General features: G+C 62.2%; 20 protein-coding genes. 5 read left to right on the top strand and 15 right to left on the bottom strand.

Annotated features, from left to right (window positions below):
* Window positions 1-8 precede the first annotated feature (8 nt).
* Window positions 9-707: a TetR/AcrR family transcriptional regulator gene (locus JQ507_27035; GenBank protein QRI68543.1), complete on the bottom strand. Its 699-nt coding sequence runs from the start codon at window positions 705-707 to the stop codon at window positions 9-11.
* An 89-nt stretch (window positions 708-796) separates the two neighbouring features.
* Between JQ507_27035 and JQ507_27040 the strand changes: the two genes are divergently transcribed.
* Window positions 797-2,092 carry an MFS transporter gene (locus JQ507_27040; protein ID QRI68544.1) on the top strand — a complete coding sequence of 432 codons (1,296 nt, stop codon included), beginning with the start codon at window positions 797-799 and terminating at the stop codon, window positions 2,090-2,092.
* 539 nt (window positions 2,093-2,631) lie between these two features.
* Here JQ507_27040 and JQ507_27045 read toward each other — a convergent pair.
* The 5 genes from JQ507_27045 to JQ507_27065 form a co-directional block, all read right to left on the bottom strand.
* On the bottom strand, window positions 2,632-3,444 hold the full coding sequence (locus tag JQ507_27045; protein QRI68545.1) for a methyltransferase: 813 nt from the start codon (window positions 3,442-3,444) through the stop codon (window positions 2,632-2,634).
* 209 nt (window positions 3,445-3,653) lie between these two features.
* The gene (locus tag JQ507_27050) at window positions 3,654-3,968 is read right to left on the bottom strand and encodes a hypothetical protein (GenBank protein ID QRI68546.1); all 315 of its coding nucleotides are present in this window, start codon (window positions 3,966-3,968) and stop codon (window positions 3,654-3,656) included.
* A gap of 21 nt (window positions 3,969-3,989) precedes the next feature.
* Window positions 3,990-4,583 (bottom strand): carbonic anhydrase, encoded by a 594-nt coding sequence (locus JQ507_27055; protein ID QRI68547.1) that lies wholly within the window; start codon window positions 4,581-4,583, stop codon window positions 3,990-3,992.
* A gap of 528 nt (window positions 4,584-5,111) precedes the next feature.
* Window positions 5,112-5,894 (bottom strand): class II aldolase/adducin family protein, encoded by a 783-nt coding sequence (locus JQ507_27060; protein ID QRI68548.1) that lies wholly within the window; start codon window positions 5,892-5,894, stop codon window positions 5,112-5,114.
* Between the two features lie 16 nt (window positions 5,895-5,910).
* Entirely contained in the window at window positions 5,911-6,903 is a 993-nt protein-coding gene (locus JQ507_27065; protein QRI68549.1) for a glyoxylate reductase (NADP(+)), read from the bottom strand.
* Between the two features lie 494 nt (window positions 6,904-7,397).
* Between JQ507_27065 and JQ507_27070 the strand changes: the two genes are divergently transcribed.
* Window positions 7,398-7,703 (top strand): hypothetical protein, encoded by a 306-nt coding sequence (locus JQ507_27070; GenBank protein ID QRI68550.1) that lies wholly within the window; start codon window positions 7,398-7,400, stop codon window positions 7,701-7,703.
* Between the two features lie 60 nt (window positions 7,704-7,763).
* Here the strand turns inward: JQ507_27070 and JQ507_27075 are convergent, their stop codons facing one another.
* Complete coding sequence (locus JQ507_27075) at window positions 7,764-8,387, bottom strand: helix-turn-helix transcriptional regulator (GenBank protein QRI73529.1); 624 nt, start codon at window positions 8,385-8,387, stop codon at window positions 7,764-7,766.
* Between the two features lie 700 nt (window positions 8,388-9,087).
* Here JQ507_27075 and JQ507_27080 point away from each other — a divergent pair.
* The 3 genes from JQ507_27080 to JQ507_27090 are packed head-to-tail and all read left to right on the top strand — an operon-like array spanning window position 9,088 to window position 11,729.
* A complete protein-coding gene (locus JQ507_27080) occupies window positions 9,088-10,095 on the top strand; it encodes an ABC transporter substrate-binding protein (protein ID QRI73530.1) in 1,008 nt (335 codons plus the stop codon).
* Window position 10,096: 1 nt separating this feature from the next.
* Complete coding sequence (locus JQ507_27085) at window positions 10,097-10,912, top strand: ABC transporter ATP-binding protein (protein QRI68551.1); 816 nt, start codon at window positions 10,097-10,099, stop codon at window positions 10,910-10,912.
* Window positions 10,905-11,729 (top strand): ABC transporter permease, encoded by an 825-nt coding sequence (locus tag JQ507_27090; protein QRI68552.1) that lies wholly within the window; start codon window positions 10,905-10,907, stop codon window positions 11,727-11,729. The genes JQ507_27085 and JQ507_27090 overlap by 8 nt, the downstream gene beginning before the upstream one ends.
* Window positions 11,730-11,774: 45 nt before the next feature.
* On the opposite strand, the gene JQ507_27095 is transcribed toward JQ507_27090, so the two are convergent.
* The 8 genes from JQ507_27095 to JQ507_27130 all read right to left on the bottom strand — a co-directional run bounded on the left by JQ507_27095 (window position 11,775) and on the right by JQ507_27130 (window position 20,318).
* Complete coding sequence (locus JQ507_27095; protein QRI68553.1) at window positions 11,775-12,650, bottom strand: nitroreductase family protein; 876 nt, start codon at window positions 12,648-12,650, stop codon at window positions 11,775-11,777.
* 24 nt (window positions 12,651-12,674) lie between these two features.
* Window positions 12,675-13,778, bottom strand: coding sequence for an ABC transporter substrate-binding protein (locus JQ507_27100; GenBank protein ID QRI73531.1), 1,104 nt, complete (start codon window positions 13,776-13,778; stop codon window positions 12,675-12,677).
* A 379-nt stretch (window positions 13,779-14,157) separates the two neighbouring features.
* Window positions 14,158-14,505: a DUF3088 domain-containing protein gene (locus JQ507_27105; GenBank protein ID QRI68554.1), complete on the bottom strand. Its 348-nt coding sequence runs from the start codon at window positions 14,503-14,505 to the stop codon at window positions 14,158-14,160.
* Window positions 14,506-14,923: 418 nt separating this feature from the next.
* A complete protein-coding gene (locus JQ507_27110) occupies window positions 14,924-16,666 on the bottom strand; it encodes a SulP family inorganic anion transporter (protein ID QRI68555.1) in 1,743 nt (580 codons plus the stop codon).
* Window positions 16,666-17,697 carry a sulfate ABC transporter substrate-binding protein gene (locus JQ507_27115; GenBank protein QRI73532.1) on the bottom strand — a complete coding sequence of 344 codons (1,032 nt, stop codon included), beginning with the start codon at window positions 17,695-17,697 and terminating at the stop codon, window positions 16,666-16,668. Before JQ507_27115 ends, JQ507_27110 begins: the two co-directional genes overlap by 1 nt.
* A 248-nt stretch (window positions 17,698-17,945) precedes the next feature.
* Window positions 17,946-18,716, bottom strand: coding sequence for a PhnD/SsuA/transferrin family substrate-binding protein (locus JQ507_27120; protein QRI68556.1), 771 nt, complete (start codon window positions 18,714-18,716; stop codon window positions 17,946-17,948).
* Between the two features lie 71 nt (window positions 18,717-18,787).
* Window positions 18,788-19,846, bottom strand: a complete 1,059-nt coding sequence (locus tag JQ507_27125; GenBank protein ID QRI68557.1) for a fatty acid desaturase — start codon at window positions 19,844-19,846, stop codon at window positions 18,788-18,790.
* A gap of 139 nt (window positions 19,847-19,985) precedes the next feature.
* A complete protein-coding gene (locus JQ507_27130; protein QRI68558.1) occupies window positions 19,986-20,318 on the bottom strand; it encodes a hypothetical protein in 333 nt (110 codons plus the stop codon).
* Window positions 20,319-20,344 lie beyond the last annotated feature (26 nt).

A 20,344-nucleotide genomic window follows, 5' to 3' on the forward strand; every position in this document is an offset into this window, starting at 1 on the left:
GCGTCCCCTCACCCCTTCGTCACGCTCGCATCGATCAACAGCTTCGCGACCGCGAGCGCCGACTGCGCCGGCCCCTCTTCCGACTGCTGGCCGGTGCTGTAGATGCCCTCGATCAGCAGCAACAGCGCATCGCCGAGCACCGCGGGCTGACGCGCACCCATGCCGGCCGCGAGCTCGCGCAGGCGCTTGCGGAACACCTTCTTGTGCGCTTCGGCGACCTGCCGGGCCGGATTGTCGCGCGACGGATATTCCACGGTGGCGTTGCTGAGGCCGCAGCCGCGATAGCCCTCGCGCACCGCGCGGGTCGACAGCACGCGGATATAGGCGAGCACGTGCTCCCGTGGGTCGCTGTACGACTTGCCGCCGGGGTTCTCGAACTTCTCCCAGAAATCGAGGTCGTAGTCGCGCATATAGGCGGCGGCGAGATCGTCCTTGGAGGCGAAGCTGCGATAGAGGCTCGGCTTGGTGACGCCGGCGCGCTCGACCACCTCGTCGACGCCGACCGCGCGGATGCCCTCGCGATAGAATAGCTCGCTCGCGGAGGCGCGGATCCGGTCGGCGGCCCTGACGCCTTTTCCGTCCCGATGGGATCGGAGCGGGGCTCCGGACTCCTGTTTTGACGCGTTTTCTCGACGCGAACCGGCAGCCGCTTCGCCCGGAAACGCCTTGGCCGGGCGCTCGGCTGACGCATCGACGGATTTCTTCATGACGGGTCTCCGGATCTGCCCGGCCCTCTTGACAATGTTACTGACCGGTACGTATACACGCCGCATCACAATACGTACCGGTAAGTAACATGCCCTCAACAGCGCTTCAAGCCGCCCCCGTGTCGCGGCGGCCGTTCGGCCAGAACTACGCGTTCGTCGTCGTCGCCGTGATCTTCCTCGCGCTGCTCGCCTCCGCCGGCCTGCGCGCGACGCCGGGCGTCCTGATGCTGCCGCTGCAATCAGCGTTCGGCTGGGACGTCGGCGTGATCTCCTCGTCGGCTGCGGTCGGCATCTTCCTCTACGGCCTCGCCGGCCCGTTCGCCGCCGCCGTGATGCAGCGCTTCGGCATCCGCCGCACGGTGCTCGGCGCACTCGCGCTGATGTCGGTCTCGACCGGCATGAGCTATTTCATGACCGCGCCGTGGCAATTGTTCATGAGCTGGGGGCTGTTGTCCGGCATCGGCTCGGGCGCGGTCGCCAACGTGCTCGGCGCCACCGTCGTCAATCGCTGGTTCACCACCAATCGCGGCCTCGTCATGGGGCTTCTGACCGCGTCGACCGCGACCGGCACGCTGATCTTCATGCCGGGCCTCGCGGCGCTGGTGGCGTGGGGCGGCTGGAAGCCGGTGGTGCTGACGGTCGCCGCATGCTGCGCGGCGCTGATCCCGCTGGTGTATTTTCTGGTGCCGGAGCGGCCCGCCGCGGTCGGCCTGCGCTCATACGGCAGCACGCATGACGATCAGCCCGCGCCGCCCGCTGCGGGCAATCCGTTCACCGCCGCGATCAGCAACCTGGTGCGCGCCGCCAGGACGCGGGCGTTCTGGTTCCTGTTCGCGACCTTCTTCATCTGCGGCTTCACCACCAATGGCCTCGTCGGCACCCATCTGATCGCGTTCTGCGGCGACCATGGGATCGTCGAGGTGCAGGCCGCAGGCCTGCTCGCGCTGATGGGGTTCTTCGACCTGTTCGGCACCACGCTGTCGGGCTGGCTCACCGACCGGTTCGATCCGCGCAAACTGCTGTTCCTGTATTACGGGCTGCGCGGCCTGTCGCTGATCTACCTGCCCTACTCGGATTTCTCGCTTGCGAGCCTGTCGGTATTCGCGGTGTTCTACGGCCTCGACTGGATCGCGACCGTGCCGCCGACCGTGCGCATCGCCAACGAGGCGTTCGGCGACAAGAACGCGCCGCTGGTGTTCGGCTGGGTGGTGGCAGGCCATCAGTTGGGCGCCGCCTGCGCCGCGTTCTTCGCCGGCTTCATGCGCTCGGCGCAGGGCGATTACCTGCAGGCCTTCATGATCGCGGGCGCAACCGGCATCATCGCGGCCGTGCTGTCGCTCATGATCACACGGCGGCCGGCGCAACCGATGCTGGCCGCGGCGTGAAACCGCGTACCTCGTGGATCGACCAGTTCGGCGGCACGCCACTGAGTAGTAGCCATATTGATAGTTGTAGTGATCGAACCCGATGGTTCCATCCGGATTGGTCCTCAGCACCAGAGAGACCGAGGTCGGCAGCTATTCGACGGTCGGCGTTTCGACGGCCGATTGCACAAGATTGGCGTAGGTCTGCTGGGCCTGCCATGTCTCGGCCAACCGGACGGGCCGCCTGGGCGTCGGCTTCGCCCAAGCCGTAATCCTGGCTGTAGTGGAGGCCCGTGCCGTTCCAGTTGGCCGCGCTGTGGCTCATCCAATAACTGTAGGGGTCCGTCGTGGTCGCCGTCGGGTCGTTCACCTTGTCCGCGGAGTAGGCCAGGGTTTCCTGGACATCGCGCCGGAGATCGCCGCAGCGACGGCGCCGCCGATGATGGTACGGTGCCGGCGGGAGACCACTCGCCTTCTCGAACGTATTTCGGCGATGGACGCGAGCCTACGTTTGAAGGTAACGCCGGCTTCCTGCGCCGCCGAGATCGCTTCTCGAACTGCTATCCAAAAAAGACCAGGGCGCGAACCTCTATGCTCTCACGCGGCGGCGCGCCGGGTGCGAGCGGATTTTCGAACGAGGTGTGGAACGATAGCCGCGCACGACCGTCATTGGCGCTGTCATGAATCCGGATCAATAGCGCCTCGTCAGTCTGCATCTCGGAAAAATAGTACCAGCGATGGTTCGGTTTGTATTCCACTCGAGACGTTTCGCCACGAACATGAGCGTAAACGAGATCGCTGGGAATCAGATCATCGTCCGTGAATGATCGCGCGTCGCACAGCGCCAGCGGTGAATCCAATACCGGACCGCGCAGCGGACGCCATACGTTGACGATCCCAAATCGATGCTTCAGCAATTCGTCCGCCTCAGCTCCGAGGTGATCGCGGACCCTCCGCGGCGCAGAGTTGACGGTGTGATCGTTGTGGACCTGCCGGGATGGCGGTGCGAGACCGGGAACGCTCGCATTGCGTACGTTGTGATCGAAGATGTATACGCGGCTGGCGCCGACGGCGTCGCGCAGCAATTGCTCAACTTCCGGGTAATAGACGCGCTTGATTTCTTCCGAGTCGTAAAAATTGGCAACGGCGGTAGGCGCGTTGACCAGCGAGAAACCATTACGATCGAGCGAGAATTCCGACTCACGCCCCCGCACGTCCTCGATCGTCACCTCACGCTCATCGTCGATACCATTCCATTGCGGTACGCCAGGGGGTGGCTCGATACGGTAAAAGGTCGGCTTCTCGTCGCCGCGCTTGAGGTAGTGCAGTTTCGCGGTGAGATTGCGAGGAAAGATGGGTCCGTCGAGCGCCATGATCGCTACTCCACGTTGGCTCGCGGGAGATACCGCGACAGCTTTCTGGTTGCGATACTATCGCCACGGCGCACGAACGTCAGCGTCGCCATTCACCAAAGATCTCTCGTCCGCGCATGTGAAGCACCAAAACTCGACACGCAGAGGGCAATTGCTTCTCTTTGCAGCCGGAGCGCGCTTGACGTCCCGCGAAGCAAGTCTCGCCGCGCTCAATCAAGACAGGCAACAAAGACGTCGGCCGCCTCGCCGGCAAACTCTGTCGCCCACTCCCGAAAGATCACAATCTCCGGATCCGTCGCAACCCGCAAACGGCTTTCGGCATTCTCCGCATGACGTCGCCGTGAGCAAAAGCTGCCAAGCGCCACGGCGAACCAGTTTGCCCGCGTCATTGCTTCCGCGTCCTCACGGCTCCCCGCCTCGAATGCCAGCCTTCGCGCCCCCTCCGTCTCGATCACGAACACGCCGAGGTCCGGCGCAAGATGGCGCGGCAGGCCGCCTACAGAAAGGCGTTGGGTAACGGGCATTGCAGCAGATACTCGCTGCGCCTAAACGGCAGGCCGACCGGCTGCCGTCGCCTCGACCACCTCGTTGAGGCGGCCGGTCTTCACGTCGTAAATGAAGCCGTAGATCGGAATTTGCTTCGGCACCAGGGGATGGCTTCTGATCCGCTGCACATCCTCGAGCACACTCTTGGCATTGTCCTCAAACGTATGCCAGTGGACGAACTTGCCCGCGACCGAACCGCCTTCGTGTTTTGGATTCGACCATGTCTTGCCATCGAACTGCGCGGTGCCCAGATCGTCCGCCAGGAGGTCGCTGATGACCTCGTTGGTGAACAATTGCATCCCGCAATCGCTATGATGGACGACGAACCATTCATTCGTTCCGAGCAGCTTGTGAGAGATCACGAGCGAGCGGATCGCGTCATCGGACGCGCGTCCTCCCGCATTACGGATCACGTGAGCATCGCCCTCGGCAAGTCCAGCATACTTTGCCGGGTCAAGCCGCGCGTCCATGCAGGTCAGGATCGCAAAGCGTCGCGCAGGCGGCAATGCCAGCTTTTCCTTGTCACCGAATTCGGCAGCGTATTTGCCGTTGGCCGAAATGACTTCCTGTAACGTGGCGCTGGGCGTCGACATGGCGTGACATCCTTCGGTTATGAAAGCACGGTCAACTGTCAGATGGAATCAGCGCGAGGCTCGCACGTCAAGGAAATGGAATTTCGAAGTTCGTGCGAGCACGATGAAGTCATGTCGCGAATGGAAGCGCTTTCAGTCAGAACCATACCGGTCATCGCGCAGCTCATGCCTGCTGATGCGCAAGCCACCGGCCAACAAGGCCCGGTCGATTGCCGGACCGTGGGGTGAAACCCATGCGTCAATCGCTCAACGTGACGCCAAGCCTCACTGCAGCCGCAACTGTCGACGCGACATTTCGGTTCAAGCTTCGCGCGATCTTCTCGACGGGCATATTCGCCTTTGCCAAGCCTCTAAGCTTGTATTTTTCGGCTGCCGTCCAGGGGCGATCACTGCCCGGCCGGGATTGATCTCCGGCGGCTATTTCCGGTCGCGATCCCAATGCTGCCCCCTCGCCTTGACGACCAGAATCTCCATGCCGGCCGGTGCCGCGGCGAACTCGCCGCAGCCTCCCGGCGTGAACCGTACGCCCTAGTTGAAGAGATCCGGCTCGGCCTCGGTGATCCAGTCCCATAGCGGCTGGAAGCTGAAATAGCCTCCCTTATGCGTGCCGACCTGACTGGCAGTCAGCTTCGCCACGTCATGCGGAATCGGCTTTGGCGTGCCGGCCGCTTCGGCGAGCAATTGCGCGCGAGCGGCGTTATCCATCGCGATGTACCACCAAGCGGTCGCCTCGATCGTGGGGCCGACCGTCAACAGACCGTGGTTCTGCAGGATCACGGCCTTGTTCGATCCGAGCGCCTCCGCGATCTTCCGGCCTTCTTCCGCCTCAAGCACGACACCGGAGAACGGATCGAACAGCGCGTGATCTTGATAGAACGCGCAGGAGTCCTGGGTAAGCGGATCGAGCAACCGGCCGAGCGCCGACCATGCCTTGCCGTAAGTCGAGTGCGTATGGGCCGCCGCGATGACCTCCGGATGCGCAGCGTGGATCGCCGAATGAATCACGAAACCCGCCTGGTTGATCGGCTTGTCGCCAATCAGAATGTTACCGTCATGATCCACCAGTTGCAGGTCGGAGACCTTGATCTGACCAAAATGCTTCGACAGCGGATTGATCCAGAAGCGATCCGGAAACTCCGGGTCACGCACGGTGACGTGCCCGGCCAGGCCCTGGTCGAACCCATAGCGGGAAAACAGCCGGAAGGTTGCCGCGAGACGCTGCTTGCGATGCAGCCTCTCCTCCTCGAACGAAGCTGCCGGCACGCGCTCGACCAGGGAGTATTTCTTCGGCTTCTCGACGATCTGGTTCATTCTCGGGGCTCCTTGCTTAGTATCCCAGCTTCTTGTCAAAAACATCGGCCAACGGCGCGCCATGCGCGTAGGCGTCGAGGTTGACCAGCGTCTTGTCGGTCAGCCGCTTGATATCGTCTGCTCCGGTCCAGGACACGTGCGGGGTCAGGACGACCTTCGGGTGAAGGTAGATCGGATCCCCCTCCGGCGGCGGCTCCGGATCCGTGACATCGAGCGTGGCGCCCGCCAGTTGCCCGTTGTCGAGCGCACGCAGCAAGGCTTGCTGATCGATGATCCGGCCCCGCGCCACGTTGATCACGTGCAACGATTCCTTCGCATGCGTCAGGACCTCGGCGTTGATCAAATGCACTGTCTGCGGCGTTGCCGGCAGTGCGATCACGAGATGGTCGGAGGCCGCCACCAGCGCTTCGATGCTGTCGACCGGGAGGATACCCGGAACGGCATATTGCCACGATGAGCGTCGCAACACCTTGATCTGAACACCGAACGGCTTCAACCGCTCGGCGACGGCATGGCCGATCGCGCCAAATCCCGCGATTCCAACCGTTTTTCCGGCAAGCGAACCGAGCGGCGTGATCTTCCACTCCGCTCGACTGCGTGGACGCACGTCTTGGAGCCGTTTGGCAAAGCCCAGGATCGCTGCCAGGACATATTCAGAAATAGCATCGGCCGAGATGCCGCGCCCAACCGTAACCACCGGACCATCGAGCAGCCATTCCGGAAAGAAGTCGACGCCCGTCGACGCGGTCTGGATCCAGCGCAGGCCGTATGGCCACCCCCTCGGCTTCTCCCCCGGCGCCTTGCTCCAGCCTGCGGCCGGACGGGTCAGCAACACGTCGGCTTCCGGCGCGATGTCCCAGGCCGGACGCTCGGCGGGATGGTCAATGATCAGCGGGCGGGACCAGTGGTCGATCAGCGACGCGCGAACTTCGGCTCCAAGCTGGTTGATGATGATCGGCGAACGCACGCCGGTGGAGGCGCGACCGCTGTCGATACGAGGCGTGTTCATGGCGTGCACTCATGATTGCAAACTCGTGACATGCTAGGCGCCGGCGGCAAGATAGTCTTTTCAAAGATGCCTAAGGCTCTGCAACAACCGGGTAACGCGTCGAGACGATGCAAATGAAATCGCCTCTCTGAGTTTCATCCGCGATCGCACGCAACGTGGATGGCGTCTGCACTGAACCACGCCGGGACGAGAAAGAGCATCACATGCCGTGATCTGCAGCCTCGCGGCGAATCGACCGCGTTCTCGACAGAATCAGACTATCGGCGTGGATGACTTCAACCGCGTCGCGGCATCCGGCTCAGTCCAAGCACCTCCAATTTGCCGGATGGAAATCTGTTATATTGGAAGTCTCGCCGCAGCATCTCGCTCCGCTTCCATTTTCTCAGACGAAAGCGAATGAGATGAAACTTTCCCTATTCTCCAGTATCGCACCGCACTCTATCTACGACAGTGACGAAATTGAGCACGCCCTGCTCTACCCCTGGAGAACGACGATGAACACCGCGATGCAGATGATGCCCATGCCAATGATGATGGGCGGCATGATGAACCCCTCTATGGCCGGCGGCATGATGCCGATGATGAACATGCCCATGATGGGCATGCCGATGATGGCCTGTCAGATGAAGTGCACCATGACCCCCACCGGCATGACCTGCGAGATGATGCCGATGGATCCGGCAATGAAGGACATGTTCATGAAGTGCTGCGAGAGCATGATGAACATGATGCAGATGGGCATGCCCATGATGATGGGCTGCGGCGGCATGATGATGATGTGCATGCCGATGAAGGCCTAGGACCTCGACCGGCTCGCGCTGCCTTCCCAGGGGGCCGGCACTGCCGGCCCTCTTTTCGTTTCAGGTCGCGTCGTCGGCATAGGTCATGACGAGGTAGAGCACTGCCTCGCTGGCTACCAGATTCTTATATACATGCGGAACATCGGCCTCGAAGACGATCGCGTCGCCTTCCGTCAATGTCTGCGGCTTGTCGGAGCCGGCAGCGATCTCCACGACGCCCTTCGCCACGAACAGGTTTTCACGGGTGCCGGGCGCATGCGCTTCGGCGTTCTCGCGATGCAGCGGACCTATTCTGAGCTCGTAGAATTCGACCTGATGGCTGCCATCGAACGGAAACAGCGCGCGAGACGTGAACTGCCCTTGGCTCGATGAGAGCAGCTTGGCGTCACTTTGGCGGAGCACGACCGGGCCTCGCGCGACATCCGCCTGCAACAGATTGGCGAACGGAACGTGCAGTGCGTTCGCGACCTTCCACAGCAGCGCGATGGTCGGAACGCTCTTTCCGGTCTCGATCTGTCCAAGCATCGCACGGCTGACGCCGGACTGCTTCGCCAACCGTTCCAGCGAGTGGCCGCGGCTCGTTCGCAGCCGTCGCAGATTGCGTCCGAGGACCGCAGGCAGATCCTGCTCCGCGTCGGGTGACGGGTTGGCGTCTAATGAAGAAGCGACGTTACCGTCGCTCATAAAGCATCCCAGTGCGCAGCGGATGTCGCCGGTACCGCCATCGGCACCCACACCCAGGCGGGCCAGAGCCAGAAAAGCTGCATCGCGCCAAAGGAAGGACCGAAGGTGGCGTTTTGCCACTGTCCGGCGGATGTCGCCGGCTGCTGCCTCCGCCGCATTGATCGATAGGCGTCCAGATCAATGATCCGCGCTGAATTCAAGGCTTCTGTCACCTGCTGTGCCCGCGTTCGATTGCCGTCCTCGATATCCTAGTTGGACCCCGGCTCCCGACAAGCTGTTGTCGAACAAAACAACACGCGCTCTGTAAAGTTCGATCAGGTAGCAAAGACTTCTCGCGTCCGCGCTTCCAATAGCAACCGGCTCCTTTCGCTCGAAACGCGCTGCAACCGGCACACTGGCAATTGAGCCGGCGAACGCCGATGGGGCAGGAGACCTTTGATTGCGACGTTCCGACCACGCCGCCCGCGACTTGGACACCGTCATCAAAGGGCGCCACCCCACACAAAGAACCGATTTCTCCATTGCAGACGAATTGGAGAACAACAATCTCGCCCGTTGGCATTTCAACGAAGAAATCCTGGAGGTACCGCAATTGGTCCAATCCATTGGACCAATTGCAGCATTTCCTGAAGTGTGGCCAAAAGGGCCTGCAAAAGCGCGACGTGCCGCTTGGACCAACTGGAACTCAGAAGACCACAGAATGAATACATCGATGCTTCTACGTGCTGCCGCCCTCGCGTTGATCGCGCTCGCAAGCGGCGCCAATGGCGTCCGCGCGGAAACCGATCAACTTCGCATCGCGCAGCAATTCGGGATTGCCTATCTTCCGCTCATTGTCGCCAGCGAAAAGGGACTGATCGAGCAGGAAGCGAAAGCACTCGGCATCGCGCCGCCGAAGATCGAATGGCTTCGGCTGTCCGGTGCAGCGGCGATGAACGAGGCACTTATTTCCGGCGGGCTTGATTTCGCGACGGCGGGTATCACGCCGATGATCCTGACCTGGGACAAGACGCGCACAACCGCCAAGATCATCGGCGTGGCCGCCCTGGGCTCAATGGCCAACATCCTGACCACCAACAATCCGAGCATCAAGACGATTGCGGACTTCACCGAGAAAGACCGGATTGCGCTCCCGTCGGTCAAGGTCGGCTTCCAGCCGATCGTTCTCCAGATGGCCGCCGACAAGGCTTTCGGCAAATACGACAAGCTCGACGAACTCACCGTCAGCATGCCGCATCCGGACGCCACGGCCCAAATCCTGTCGGGACGTTCCGAGATCACAGCACACTTCACCTCACCGCCGTTTTCGCAGCAGCAGCTGGCAAGCGGCAAGGTGCATCAGGTCCTCAACAGCTACGATGTTCTCGGCGGTCCGCACACCTTCAACGTGGTTTACTCCACCACGAAGTTCGTCAACGACAATCCGAAGACGATTCAGGCTTTCGTTCGCGGTCTCGATCGCGCCAATGAATGGATCAAGGCCAATCCGAAAGACGCGGCCGCGCTCTATATCAAGGCCGAAGGCTCTAAGCTCGCTCCCGACTTCGTCGAAAGCATCATCCGCGACAAGGACGTCAACTTCACAACCGCTCCGGAAGGCGCGCAGAAGTTCGCAGATTTCGAGGCCAAGGTCGGCTTGATCAAGCAGGCGCCGGCGTCGTGGCGGGACTTGTTCTGGTCCGGGCTCGGAGACAAGCCGGGAAGCTGACATGAACCTCGCTCCCCGACCGGTCGACCTTGTCGGCGATGCCGCGTCTCCGTCCTTGCTCACGCTTGACCGCGTCAGCATCAGCTATCCGACGCGCGACGGCATCCTGACTGCAGTCGAAGATGTCAGCTTCGCTCTTTCGGCAGGCGAGCGGCTTGTTCTGCTGGGTCCGTCCGGCTGCGGCAAGTCCACGCTGCTCCGAGCAGTCGGCGGCTTTCTCAAGCCGAGCTCTGGAGAGATTCGGATGGATGGGCGGCCGATCGGAGCGCCGGGCCCCGAGCGGATGACGGTGTTTCAGGAATTTGACCAGCTGCTGCCGTGGCGCACCGTGCTGGGCAACGTCCGCTATGCCCTGGAGCGCGGCAAGTCGCTGCCGCGCCGCGAGGCCGAGACCGTTGCTCGGGGCTGGCTCGAACGGGTTGGGTTAAGCAAATTCGTCGATACTTTTCCGCACACTCTGTCTGGCGGCATGAAGCAGCGCGTCGCAATCGCGCGCGCCTTCGCACTGGAGCCGGCGCTGCTGCTGATGGATGAACCTTTCGCCGCGCTGGATGCCCTGACGCGGCGTCAGATGCAGGACGAGTTGCTCAAGCTATGCGAAGAGACCGGCAGTACGGCATTGTTTGTGACGCACGGCATCGACGAGGCGATCCGGGTCGGGACCCGCATCCTCGCCCTCACACCCCACCCTGGTCGGCTGGCCGCGACATTTGATGTCCCGCCGGAAAGCCGTATCCGCGGCACGGCGGGATTCACCGGGCTGGAACAGCGGATTCAGCAAGCCGTCTTTGCCGATCCGGAAATCGATCATGGCTGAGGTCACGGCCCCGAAGCTTCCTCACGCACCGGCACTGCGCCGCGCGATCGAGCAAACGCCCTGGCGGCGCTTTGTGATCCTTGCCGCCCTTGCGCTCGCCTGGGAACTCTACGCGCGCTGGCTTGACAACGCACTGCTGCTCCCGACCCTGGGGGCGACGCTGTCGGCACTCTGGTCGGCGATCCTGTCGGGCGAGTTGCCAAATCGGACGCTCACCTCGCTGCGCGTTCTGGTCACAGGCTATGCACTGGGCGTCGGCGTCGCCGCGGTGTTTACGGCACTGGCGACGTTGTCGCGCTGGGGCAATGAGGCCCTTGGCCTGCTGACCTCGATGTTCAATCCGCTTCCGGCGATCGCGCTGCTTCCAATTGCGCTGCTGTGGTTCGGCGTTGGCACGCCGAGCCTCGTTTTCGTGATTGTCCACTCGGTCCTGTGGCCGGTTGCGCTGGCCTGCCATGCCGGCTTTCGCGCCATCCCACCAACGCTGCTGATGGCCGGCCGTAACCTCGGCTTGTCGGGCGGCCGTTTCGTTGCCGAGATTTTGGTACCGGCGGCATTTCCCCAGATATTGTCAGGCTTGCGGATCGGCTGGGCGTTCGCGTGGCGTACGCTGATTGCAGCCGAGCTGGTCTTCGGCGTCAGCGCGCGCTCCGGCGGAATTGGCTGGTTCATCTACACCAGCCGCGCCCAATTGGAGACCGCAAGCGTCTTTGCCGGACTGCTCACCGTGATCCTGATCGGCCTCCTCGTGGAGAGCGTTGTGTTCCGGAGCCTGACACGGATCACCGTGCAGCGCTGGGGACAGGAGCGAACCTAAAGCAAGACCCTCATCGCACTCCAGGCCGCATGCGCGACTTGCACCTCATTTGAGTGGAAAGCCCAGGCCCCGCAGCTCCTCGACCAGGCGGTCCCGTCCATTCAGCGACCGGACCGATCCAAGCCGGTTGAGCACGGCTTGGGTCCAGCCGATCGCAGGCAATCCCTCGGCGGTCTGAAAATCGCGCAAGGTGGCGTCGTAGGCGGCGATTCCGGCATCATCGTCAGCCGTCGTGTAGCGCTCGCGATGGATGACGACGTCCTGGCGCAGGCGCGGCTTGACCCGGGCGGGCCGCGTCGGATCGGGATAGCCGATGCACAGCCCGAACACCGCAGCGGCCTGCGGCGGCAATCGCAATTCCTCGGCTACCGCCTGCGGCTTGTTGCGGATGGCGCCGATATAGACCGATCCGAGCCCAAGCGCCTCCGCAGCAACGACCGCGTTCTGGGCGGCCAACGCCGCGTCGACCACGGCCACGATGAACGTCTCGAGGAAGGGCAGTCCATCCTTGGGATGGTTCGCACTCCTTGCCAGGCGCTCTGCCCGCGACAAATCCGCGAGCCAAACCAGGAAAAGCGGCGCCTCGACGATATGCTTCTGCCCGCCGGCGAACTCGGCGAGGCGCGCCTTGCGCGCCTCATCCTCGACCACCACGACACTCCAGGTCTGGAGGTTGGAGGACGATGAGGCCGACTGCGCTGCCGCAACCAGCGTCTCCACGGTACCGCGCGGCACCGGATCCGGCCGATAGGCTCGCACAGAACGGTGGGCAAGGAGATTGTCGAGCACCCCGTTCCAAGCCTCGCCGATCAGAGGCAAATCCTTGCCGTAACGGGAGTGCAACGCCGCCGAAGCGGCATCATCAATCCCCGACGGGCCGGGCACCACAGTCGAGGCGGCCTTGCTTCTCGTGTTGCTCATCAACGCGATCCTCCGGGAAATTGCCTAGACGTCAATGTCGACCACGACGCGATTGGCAAGCTTGGCCGGATCCGTATTCGGCTTGATGATCGTGGCACGTTTCAGATCGCTCGTGATCTTCACGACCTCGCGACGCAGGTCTGCACCTGCCGGATGATGGCCGTGCGTGTGGCTGCGCAGCATCGTCGCCAGATCGGCGACCGCTACCTTCGGGGTGTACTTGGAAAATATCTCGGCAGCGTCATCTGGATGTTCGGCCACGTGATGCGCAGCTTCGCGGACGGCGAGGGTTAGCGCCTTCACCGCAGCGGGATCCGACGCCCAGAGCGAACTCCGCACGCCGAGCGTGCAGCACGACAGGTTGGCGTAATCCCCGCTCAGGTTCGATGCGATCTCGACGAGATCGCCATTGGCGCGCCGCTCCGTCAACCAGGCATTCGGGTCGGAGTCGGCGATCGCCTGTATCTCGCCGCGCTGCAGGGCGGTGAGCTGCAGATCGGCCGGAAATTCCCGCCATTGCACATCGCTCTGCGGATCGAGCCCGTTGTCCGACAGCAGAATGGCGAAGAAGTTGCGCGGAGGCCCGGAAATGCTGGAGACGCCGATCGTCTTGCCCTTGAGATCGGTGATATCCTTGAATCCGGACTCCTTGCGCACGAACAGCCGGGTGCAGCCGCCATGCAGGCCGGTGGTCAGCTTGACATCGATGCCCTGTTCCAGCGGCTTCAGCCAGTTGAGCAGCATGCTCGAGCCGGCATCTGCCTTGTCGGTCGCCAGCGACTGCAACATCTGGTCGGTGCTGCCTGCGAGCTGCAGGAACTCCACATCCAGATTGTGACGTGCGAAATGGCCTCGGTGCAGGGCGACGGGCACCGCCGCCGTGCAGATGCCCGTGCCATTGTAGGCAAAGCGGATGTGACGAGCCGGCCCCTTCGGGGCCTCGTCGGAATTCGCTACCCGACAGATCGGCGCTGCGCTCAGGGGATCAGCCGCCGGACCAAGACCCAACGCCGGAAAGGCGCGCGCGGCGCCCATGACGCCGAATGGCGCGGCGATGCCCGCCAGGCCGGCGAGACCGAGAAGGGCACGCCGCGACGGCGAGAATGGCTGATGTTGGTCTATCGTCATGATGCGCATTCCTGCTTTGCACTGTAGTCGCATATGCCCAGCCTGCCTGCGCGGCACAGAGCACCTGTCGTGTTCAACAGAGCGCTCATCAAGGCACGACATCCTGTCCGAAATGCTAGGTCCGGCATCCGATTGCGTCGATCGCAAAGTTTGCTTCAAACAGAGAGAGTTCATGTCGCTTTGCGACGAGCAATGAAAACAGCGTTGCTTATCGTCGCCGAAAATGTCGCCGCGGCGCCGGTCAGATACGCCGCCGCAACATCAGCGCCCGGCGTAACCGGGGTCCCCACCAAATCGGCGATAACGCAGTGGATCGACTGGCGGTCAGCGGTGTGAAGGCGGTGCGCCACATTCGAGGCCGAGCGCGCCTCGCCCCGCTTCACTGATGGATATATGGAAAGGAGTAACGTTCGGCCAGATATCGAAGGATGCGCTCTGACGAATCGATGAACCGCCGGCCGTTGACAACACCAGCGTCCTCGGGCACCGGCCCACTTTGGTCGAAAACCAGCACGGGCAACGATTGATGCAAATCACCGAGAATTTCGACGATCGGACCTCGCGGTCGCGCGAACGGCAAGCGCTGAACCTCGATCTGCGTGGCCAGACCCGGAAATGATGCGAGGAGACCTTCGATCGCATTGCAGTGCGGACAGACGAAGAACTTGCCGGCCTGCGCCGGGTCTTCGAATCCCGGCTTCAGAAGGAATAGCTGATCCTTGCTCATGTTGCTCACCTCGTACCCCGAGATAGGTCTTGCCCATCAGACCGTGCGCCCGCTGCACCGCGAACGAACCGCGATGTTCTGTAAAGCCGTCGCGGAGAACGCCGGGGCCGCGACGAGTGCGGCGGCGGAAACAGCAAGCGCGGCCGCGCGCCCCCACGTTCGCGACAGGGCAAAGGCACGAAGAGCACGACCCGCAAGCGTCGCCAGATTCATTGTAGAGACCTCCTTGCACCGTCGAGGAACGCTCGGATATTGAGGAAAAACGTTTCTATGCGCAATAAAACGTCAAACCAAAGTTGACTGCGACGATAGAAGGAATCGTGTTTCGCGAGCGCTTCAAACGGCGGCATCCTTGCAACGTCGGATGGATCCACGAACGATAACGCAGCCCTGAGACGTTCGCAGCGATCAACCGCGATCATACGCGATAATACAAGCGCGATCGGACGTTCGCCGCCTGCTCTTGCAGCTCTGACCTGATCTGCCTCACGGCCGCCAATGTGGCCGAGTCCTCGTCCGCGCCCTGCGCAAAGATGTGATCGGGCTTGATCCAGTCTGCGAAGCCCAGGCGGTCGAATGCCGCCAGCAAATCGGGACGAAGACCGGCGAGCCAGACCTCGATGCCGGCGTTGCGCGATTCCTTGAGAAATTGCTCGAGATGTTCGAGGCTGACGACATCCGGATTGCGCACGCGCTTGAGACGCAACAAGATGTGCCTGGCTTTTTCGCCCGAGGCTTGGTGCAGGATCAGATCGAGCACCTTGTGCAATTCCGGGCCGGCGCCGAAGAACAGTTCGCCTTCGAGATCGTAGAACAGAAACCCGCGATTTGAAGGCTCGGATGGCAACCGCTCCCGCACCACATCGTCCTCGTCGACAACGAGCTCTGCGGCCCTGATCTTCGCTGCGCGCGGCACGAATAACGCGATCGACAGCACGACGCCGATGATGATCGCGAGATCGAGACCGAATGCTATCGCCGACAAGGCAGTTATCACGATGACGCCGGCATCCACACGCGACGCGCGCAAGGCGTACGAGATGCGCTTGAAGTCAACCAGGCGCGACGCGGTCAACAACAAGAGCGCGGCGAGCGCAGGCTTCGGCACGTAGCGCGCAAGCGGCGCGAATGCGATGACGGCGATCGCAACGAACGTCGCGGTCAACATACCCGAAAAGCGCGTCGCGGCTCCCGCCTGGAAATTGATCGCCGAGCGAGACAGCGAACCTGATCCGGGCAGGCACTGAAAAAAACCTCCCGACAGATTGGCAAGTCCCTCGGCAAGACACTGCCGGTTGAAGTCCAACGGCTGTCGCGTCTGATGGGCGATCGACTTGGCGATGGCCAGCGCCTCCAGCAGCCCCAGGAACGCGATCGCCACGCTGTCGGAGAAAAGATCGAGCGCCCACCTCAACTGCACTTTCGGAATATGGAAGGATGGCAGGTCGGCCGGCACCGCGCCGGCGATTCCGATTGCCGTCTTGCCATCGCCACCGGGCACGGTCCAGCCGGCAAAATAGGCTCCGGTCGCGACGATCACCAGAACGGCCAGCATGTCGAACTGCGGCCATCGATTGCGCCGCACGACATGCCGAAGCGACACCGCCAGCACGAGCGTCACCAGCGTTACAACGACGGCCTTCATGTTAATGGTATCGCCGGTCGCGAGCGTCAACCAGAGCCGAGACAAGATGTGCTGGGCACCCGTCCCCTTGTCGCGTACGCCCAGCGCATTGCTGATCTGGCCCAAGGCCAGCAGCAGCGCGGCGGCGCTCATGAAACCGAGGATGACCGATTCCGAAATGTAGCGCGTGAGATCCCCGAGCCGCAAAACGGCGATAGCGATCTGGATCGTGCCGACCAAGGCTGCAAGCAGGAACATGGCCTCTGCTGCCTCGATCCTTTGATCGGCGTCGAAGATCGAGAGCGCGCTGAACACGACCAGCGAGATTGCACTGGTCGGACCGTTGATGAGGTGCGACGACGATCCAAATACCGAGGCGACAGCTGTGATCAGGATCGCGGAATAAAGGCCATAACGGGGGTCAACGCCCGCCAGAAGCGCATAAGCCATTGCTTGCGGCAGTGAGATCGCGGCGACGGTGAGGCCGGCGATCACGTCGCGTCGCAACGTCTGCGGGCTGTAGCTGATCCCGCCCATCATTTGTTCCGCAATGCAAAGGCGGCTTCCACGACGCCGTCTTCCGCGAAGAACCTGTCCTGCAGGTCGCTCCAGTCCTTGCCAATGGAACTGACTGGTATGAGCTTGATGGAGGGGAAGACCACGCCGATCTTCTGCGCGATCTCTGTCTTGTAGGGCCGGTATCCGAGCCGTGCGATCGTCTCCTGCCCGGCATCGCTGAACAGGAACGACAGATAGGCCCGGGCGTCGGCGAGACTTGCCTTGCGCACCGTATCGTTGCTTATCACGGCAACGGACGGTTCGGCGAGAATGCTGACCGGGGGATAGACGATCTCGAGAGCACCGTTTGAAGCCGCGACCTCGCGGATCGCCTCGTTTTCCCAGGTGAGATGCACGTCGCCGCCATCTGGATTCGCAAAGCGCAACGCTGCACCCCGCGCGCCCTCGTCGAACACAGGGACCTGTCGGAAAAGTGCACGGAGGAAAGCGACCGCATCGTCCTGCGTCCCGCCTCGTGTGACGGTCGCAGCCCAGGCCGCCAGCGACGCGAGCTTGCCGTTCCCCGACGTCCGAGGGTTGGGCATCACGACTTCCAGCTGTGGGGCGAGCAGATCCGGCCAGTCCCTGATTTGATGTGGATTACCGTGCCTGACGACGAAGACGATGGTCGACGTATAGGGCACCGCATGATTGGGAAACTGATCAACCCAACCCGGCTCGACAAGGCCCCGCTTGCGCAACGTCTCGATATCAGAGGCCAACCCCAGCGTCACGACGTCGGCCGGCTGCTCGCCATTGGCCACCTTGTGCGCCTGACGCGAAGATCCGCCATGCGATTGCACCACACGTAAATGGCGTCTCGTCTCCCGGGCATAGGCGGCGTCGAACAGGGGATTGATGGCCTGGTACAGTTCGCGAGTCGGATCATAGGAGACATTCACGATTTGGCGGTCGTCCTTTTCCGGAAGATTGACGGTCACAATGGCCGACAGGCCCGCGAGGGCGGCCACCACTGCGCCAACATTCACCCAAGTTTGGGAGCCTCCCACCACGGCCTCCGGATCAATCGACAACGGTCTATCGTGAGGCGACCTGTGCGCCTCTCTCTGAAAAATGACGAATTGCAGTAACCAACGATCGTAGAGCGGTCCAACCGGCTGTCCATGTCAAATTCCGCGCCACACGTAGATGAATGCTTCGAAAAAGGCGCCTTTAACAAATGACTTGCGCCTCGCGCCGAACGGTTCGTTGATGGTGGTTCGATCGGGTTGACGCTCACTCATGAAAACGGTGAGCTCTAGGCCAATTCGGGGTAACCCAGCTCTGCCGCTTCCGCCTCGTACGCGATCAGTCGCCCGTAAGCGGCCAGGTCCGGCGCGGAGACGTCGGTCAGATGCAGCGGCTCACGGATATGGCCGAGCCCCGGATCACGCGTCATCTCGCGCAGCGTCTCTGCGAGCACCGCGGCATCAGCCTCGGTTGTGACCGCCGACGTCACGAACGGCAACGACGGGCTCGGCAGCGTCTCTGCGAGGATCCGGTATCGTTTGGCGGCCATAGGCCGAAACTGTCGAAAATACCCCCACGTCACGCTGTCGATCGAACAGGCGTCGATCGTGGCCTCGTCGAGCCTTTGAAGACTTGCGACATGAGCCCCCGTCACTAGGACAGAGGAAAAGAACGGCTTGCCGCCGGCGATCCGCGCAAACGACAGACGGGGGAGGTTCATTCCGGTATTCGAGAACAGGCTGTTGCAGCCGAATACTCGCCCGCGCAGGTCCGCGAGCGATGCGGCGGCGTCGTCGGCGCGAACCATGACGAAGGCACGGTGATGCGAGCCTGCGCATCCGGGCATTGCATAATGCGGGGTCGCCAGGACGCGGTATTCATCGCCATGATACTTCAACAGCGGATAGCCGCAGACCTGCGTGAAGAGAACATGCGGTTGAGTGTCCGCCGCCTCGCCAGCAATGCGGCCGGCCGCCCTCACTCCCTTGCTATCGAGCCGATGCTCCAGCTCGGCCAGGAACGCGCCATTGGCGGCCGCCATCTCGGGAAGCTCGTACATCGGCAGATTCAGGACGCGACCAGCCCAGCTCAGTGTCTCCGGTTCAGTGCGGCCGCGCATACCGGTGGACCTCAAAACGTTGCGGGGGGCTGGCGCATCGATGCGTCGGGGTGACGAACCGAGCCTGGCGCGAAGCGATGCGGGTGAACCGGAACGAATACGGGCTTGACCAGCCAGCGCCGCGCGATCTCGCCGTAACCCCGGAATACGAATCCTCCGTTACGTGCCTTGATGTATTCGCGATGCTGCCGCCACACCCGGGGCACCTTCCACCACTGGAGTGTCGGAAAAGTATGGTGGACGGCGTGGAGGTTGTTCCACAGAAACAGCATGCCGAAAATCCAATTCGACTCGACGACCGCGGTTCGCTCCTCGGGCCGCTCACCCCACCGATGCTCGACAAAGCCGCGCATCATGCCGAACATCAGGCCGGGATAAACAAACACCGCCAGATACTGCAGAACGCTCACGCCGAAGGCTTCGACCACCAGCAGCACGAGCACGACGCCGATCAGATGCCGGCACCAGATGCCGGCGTTGGCGGTCTCGCCGGCGACCAGCCTCGCCATCTCCTTGATGAAAAGCCTTGGCGTGCACAAGATCGGACCGATGCAGATCCGGCCGAGGAAGGTCTGGTTGATCGTCAGCAGCCACCGGGAGAGATCGCCGAAGTCTTCCCAATCCTCCGCATCGTGATAGTACGATTCGGTGTCCTCACCAGGATAGGTGAGATAGCCGTTGCGATGGTGCTGCGAGTGCAGACGCCGATATAACTCGAACGGAAACCAGATCCCGATCGGGGGCCAGACCAGTGCTCGGCGGAGCCATTTCGGCACGCCCCGCATGCCGTGGATCGCTTCGTGCTGCAATGAGAAATGCCATTGAATGACATAACCGGCGACCGGCGCCATGACGTACCAGGGGACCTGGCGGTGCAGCAGAAGTAGGAGCAGCCAGCTGCCGTAAACGCCTCCGGCCACAAGGAAGGTGGGCCCATCGTGACGCTCGAACCAGGACACGGTGTCCGGCTCGTTGACGACGGGGTGAGGCCGGTCACCGGGTGGGCGAATTGCCGAAATCCCGCTCGTGACCCGATCACTCCGAACGTGTTCAAGCTCAAGCGACGACATCGAATTTCCATTTCGGCCAAGCAGGACGGGGGATTCCAGGGGCGCGGAAAGCATGACTGCGCGCATCCGAAGACGGACAGCGACCTTGTCGCCCGCTTCGGATCGGGTCAACGGAATGATTTACCGAATGATCGAACGATCAAAGTGGCGTTGCATTGCAGAGCCGGCATTCCTTAGTCGCGCGTTGCTCGCGAGAATACATCGCCTGCTCAAGCCGCGAACCAGGAAACAGGATTCCCGACTTTGGCCTCCTTGCCGCGATGAAGCGACTGTCCGCGCGAGCTCTCTGCAGGATTTGCCTGCGATCACTCGGTACAGCAGGCGAAATGTTGCCCCTTGCAGCCGAATTTTGGAATGGCAGCGGCGCCACGTTGATATCTACCGGATTTTCAAACATCAAAACCCGCGCCGATCCGGCATCGGTGATCAGAAAAAAAGCGTTGCCGTCTTGCCGGCTTTCAGCTCGCGGCAACAACTCTCGTTAGCCACAAAAGGTAC

This window comes from Bradyrhizobium sp. PSBB068 (genome assembly GCA_016839165.1).
Classification (GTDB): domain Bacteria; phylum Pseudomonadota; class Alphaproteobacteria; order Rhizobiales; family Xanthobacteraceae; genus Bradyrhizobium.

Bases quoted from the DNA above. Each gene is read 5' to 3' on its own strand.
- JQ507_27050 (QRI68546.1), bottom strand. From the start codon at position 3,968: ATGCCCGTTACCCAACGCCTTTCTGTAGGCGGCCTGCCGCGCCATCTT.
- JQ507_27055 (QRI68547.1), bottom strand. From the start codon at position 4,583: ATGTCGACGCCCAGCGCCACGTTACAGGAAGTCATTTCGGCCAACGGC.
- JQ507_27060 (QRI68548.1), bottom strand. From the start codon at position 5,894: ATGAACCAGATCGTCGAGAAGCCGAAGAAATACTCCCTGGTCGAGCGC.
- JQ507_27070 (QRI68550.1), top strand. From the start codon at position 7,398: ATGAACACCGCGATGCAGATGATGCCCATGCCAATGATGATGGGCGGC.
- JQ507_27125 (QRI68557.1), bottom strand. From the start codon at position 19,846: ATGTCGTCGCTTGAGCTTGAACACGTTCGGAGTGATCGGGTCACGAGC.
- JQ507_27095 (QRI68553.1), bottom strand. From the start codon at position 12,650: ATGAGCAACACGAGAAGCAAGGCCGCCTCGACTGTGGTGCCCGGCCCG.
- JQ507_27105 (QRI68554.1), bottom strand. From the start codon at position 14,505: ATGAGCAAGGATCAGCTATTCCTTCTGAAGCCGGGATTCGAAGACCCG.
- JQ507_27045 (QRI68545.1), bottom strand. From the start codon at position 3,444: ATGGCGCTCGACGGACCCATCTTTCCTCGCAATCTCACCGCGAAACTG.
- JQ507_27120 (QRI68556.1), bottom strand. From the start codon at position 18,716: ATGTACGAGCTTCCCGAGATGGCGGCCGCCAATGGCGCGTTCCTGGCC.
- JQ507_27065 (QRI68549.1), bottom strand. From the start codon at position 6,903: ATGAACACGCCTCGTATCGACAGCGGTCGCGCCTCCACCGGCGTGCGT.
- JQ507_27075 (QRI73529.1), bottom strand. From the start codon at position 8,387: ATGAGCGACGGTAACGTCGCTTCTTCATTAGACGCCAACCCGTCACCC.
- JQ507_27085 (QRI68551.1), top strand. From the start codon at position 10,097: ATGAACCTCGCTCCCCGACCGGTCGACCTTGTCGGCGATGCCGCGTCT.
- JQ507_27110 (QRI68555.1), bottom strand. From the start codon at position 16,666: ATGGGCGGGATCAGCTACAGCCCGCAGACGTTGCGACGCGACGTGATC.
- JQ507_27040 (QRI68544.1), top strand. From the start codon at position 797: ATGCCCTCAACAGCGCTTCAAGCCGCCCCCGTGTCGCGGCGGCCGTTC.
- JQ507_27090 (QRI68552.1), top strand. From the start codon at position 10,905: ATGGCTGAGGTCACGGCCCCGAAGCTTCCTCACGCACCGGCACTGCGC.
- JQ507_27035 (QRI68543.1), bottom strand. From the start codon at position 707: ATGAAGAAATCCGTCGATGCGTCAGCCGAGCGCCCGGCCAAGGCGTTT.
- JQ507_27080 (QRI73530.1), top strand. From the start codon at position 9,088: ATGAATACATCGATGCTTCTACGTGCTGCCGCCCTCGCGTTGATCGCG.
- JQ507_27100 (QRI73531.1), bottom strand. From the start codon at position 13,778: ATGACGATAGACCAACATCAGCCATTCTCGCCGTCGCGGCGTGCCCTT.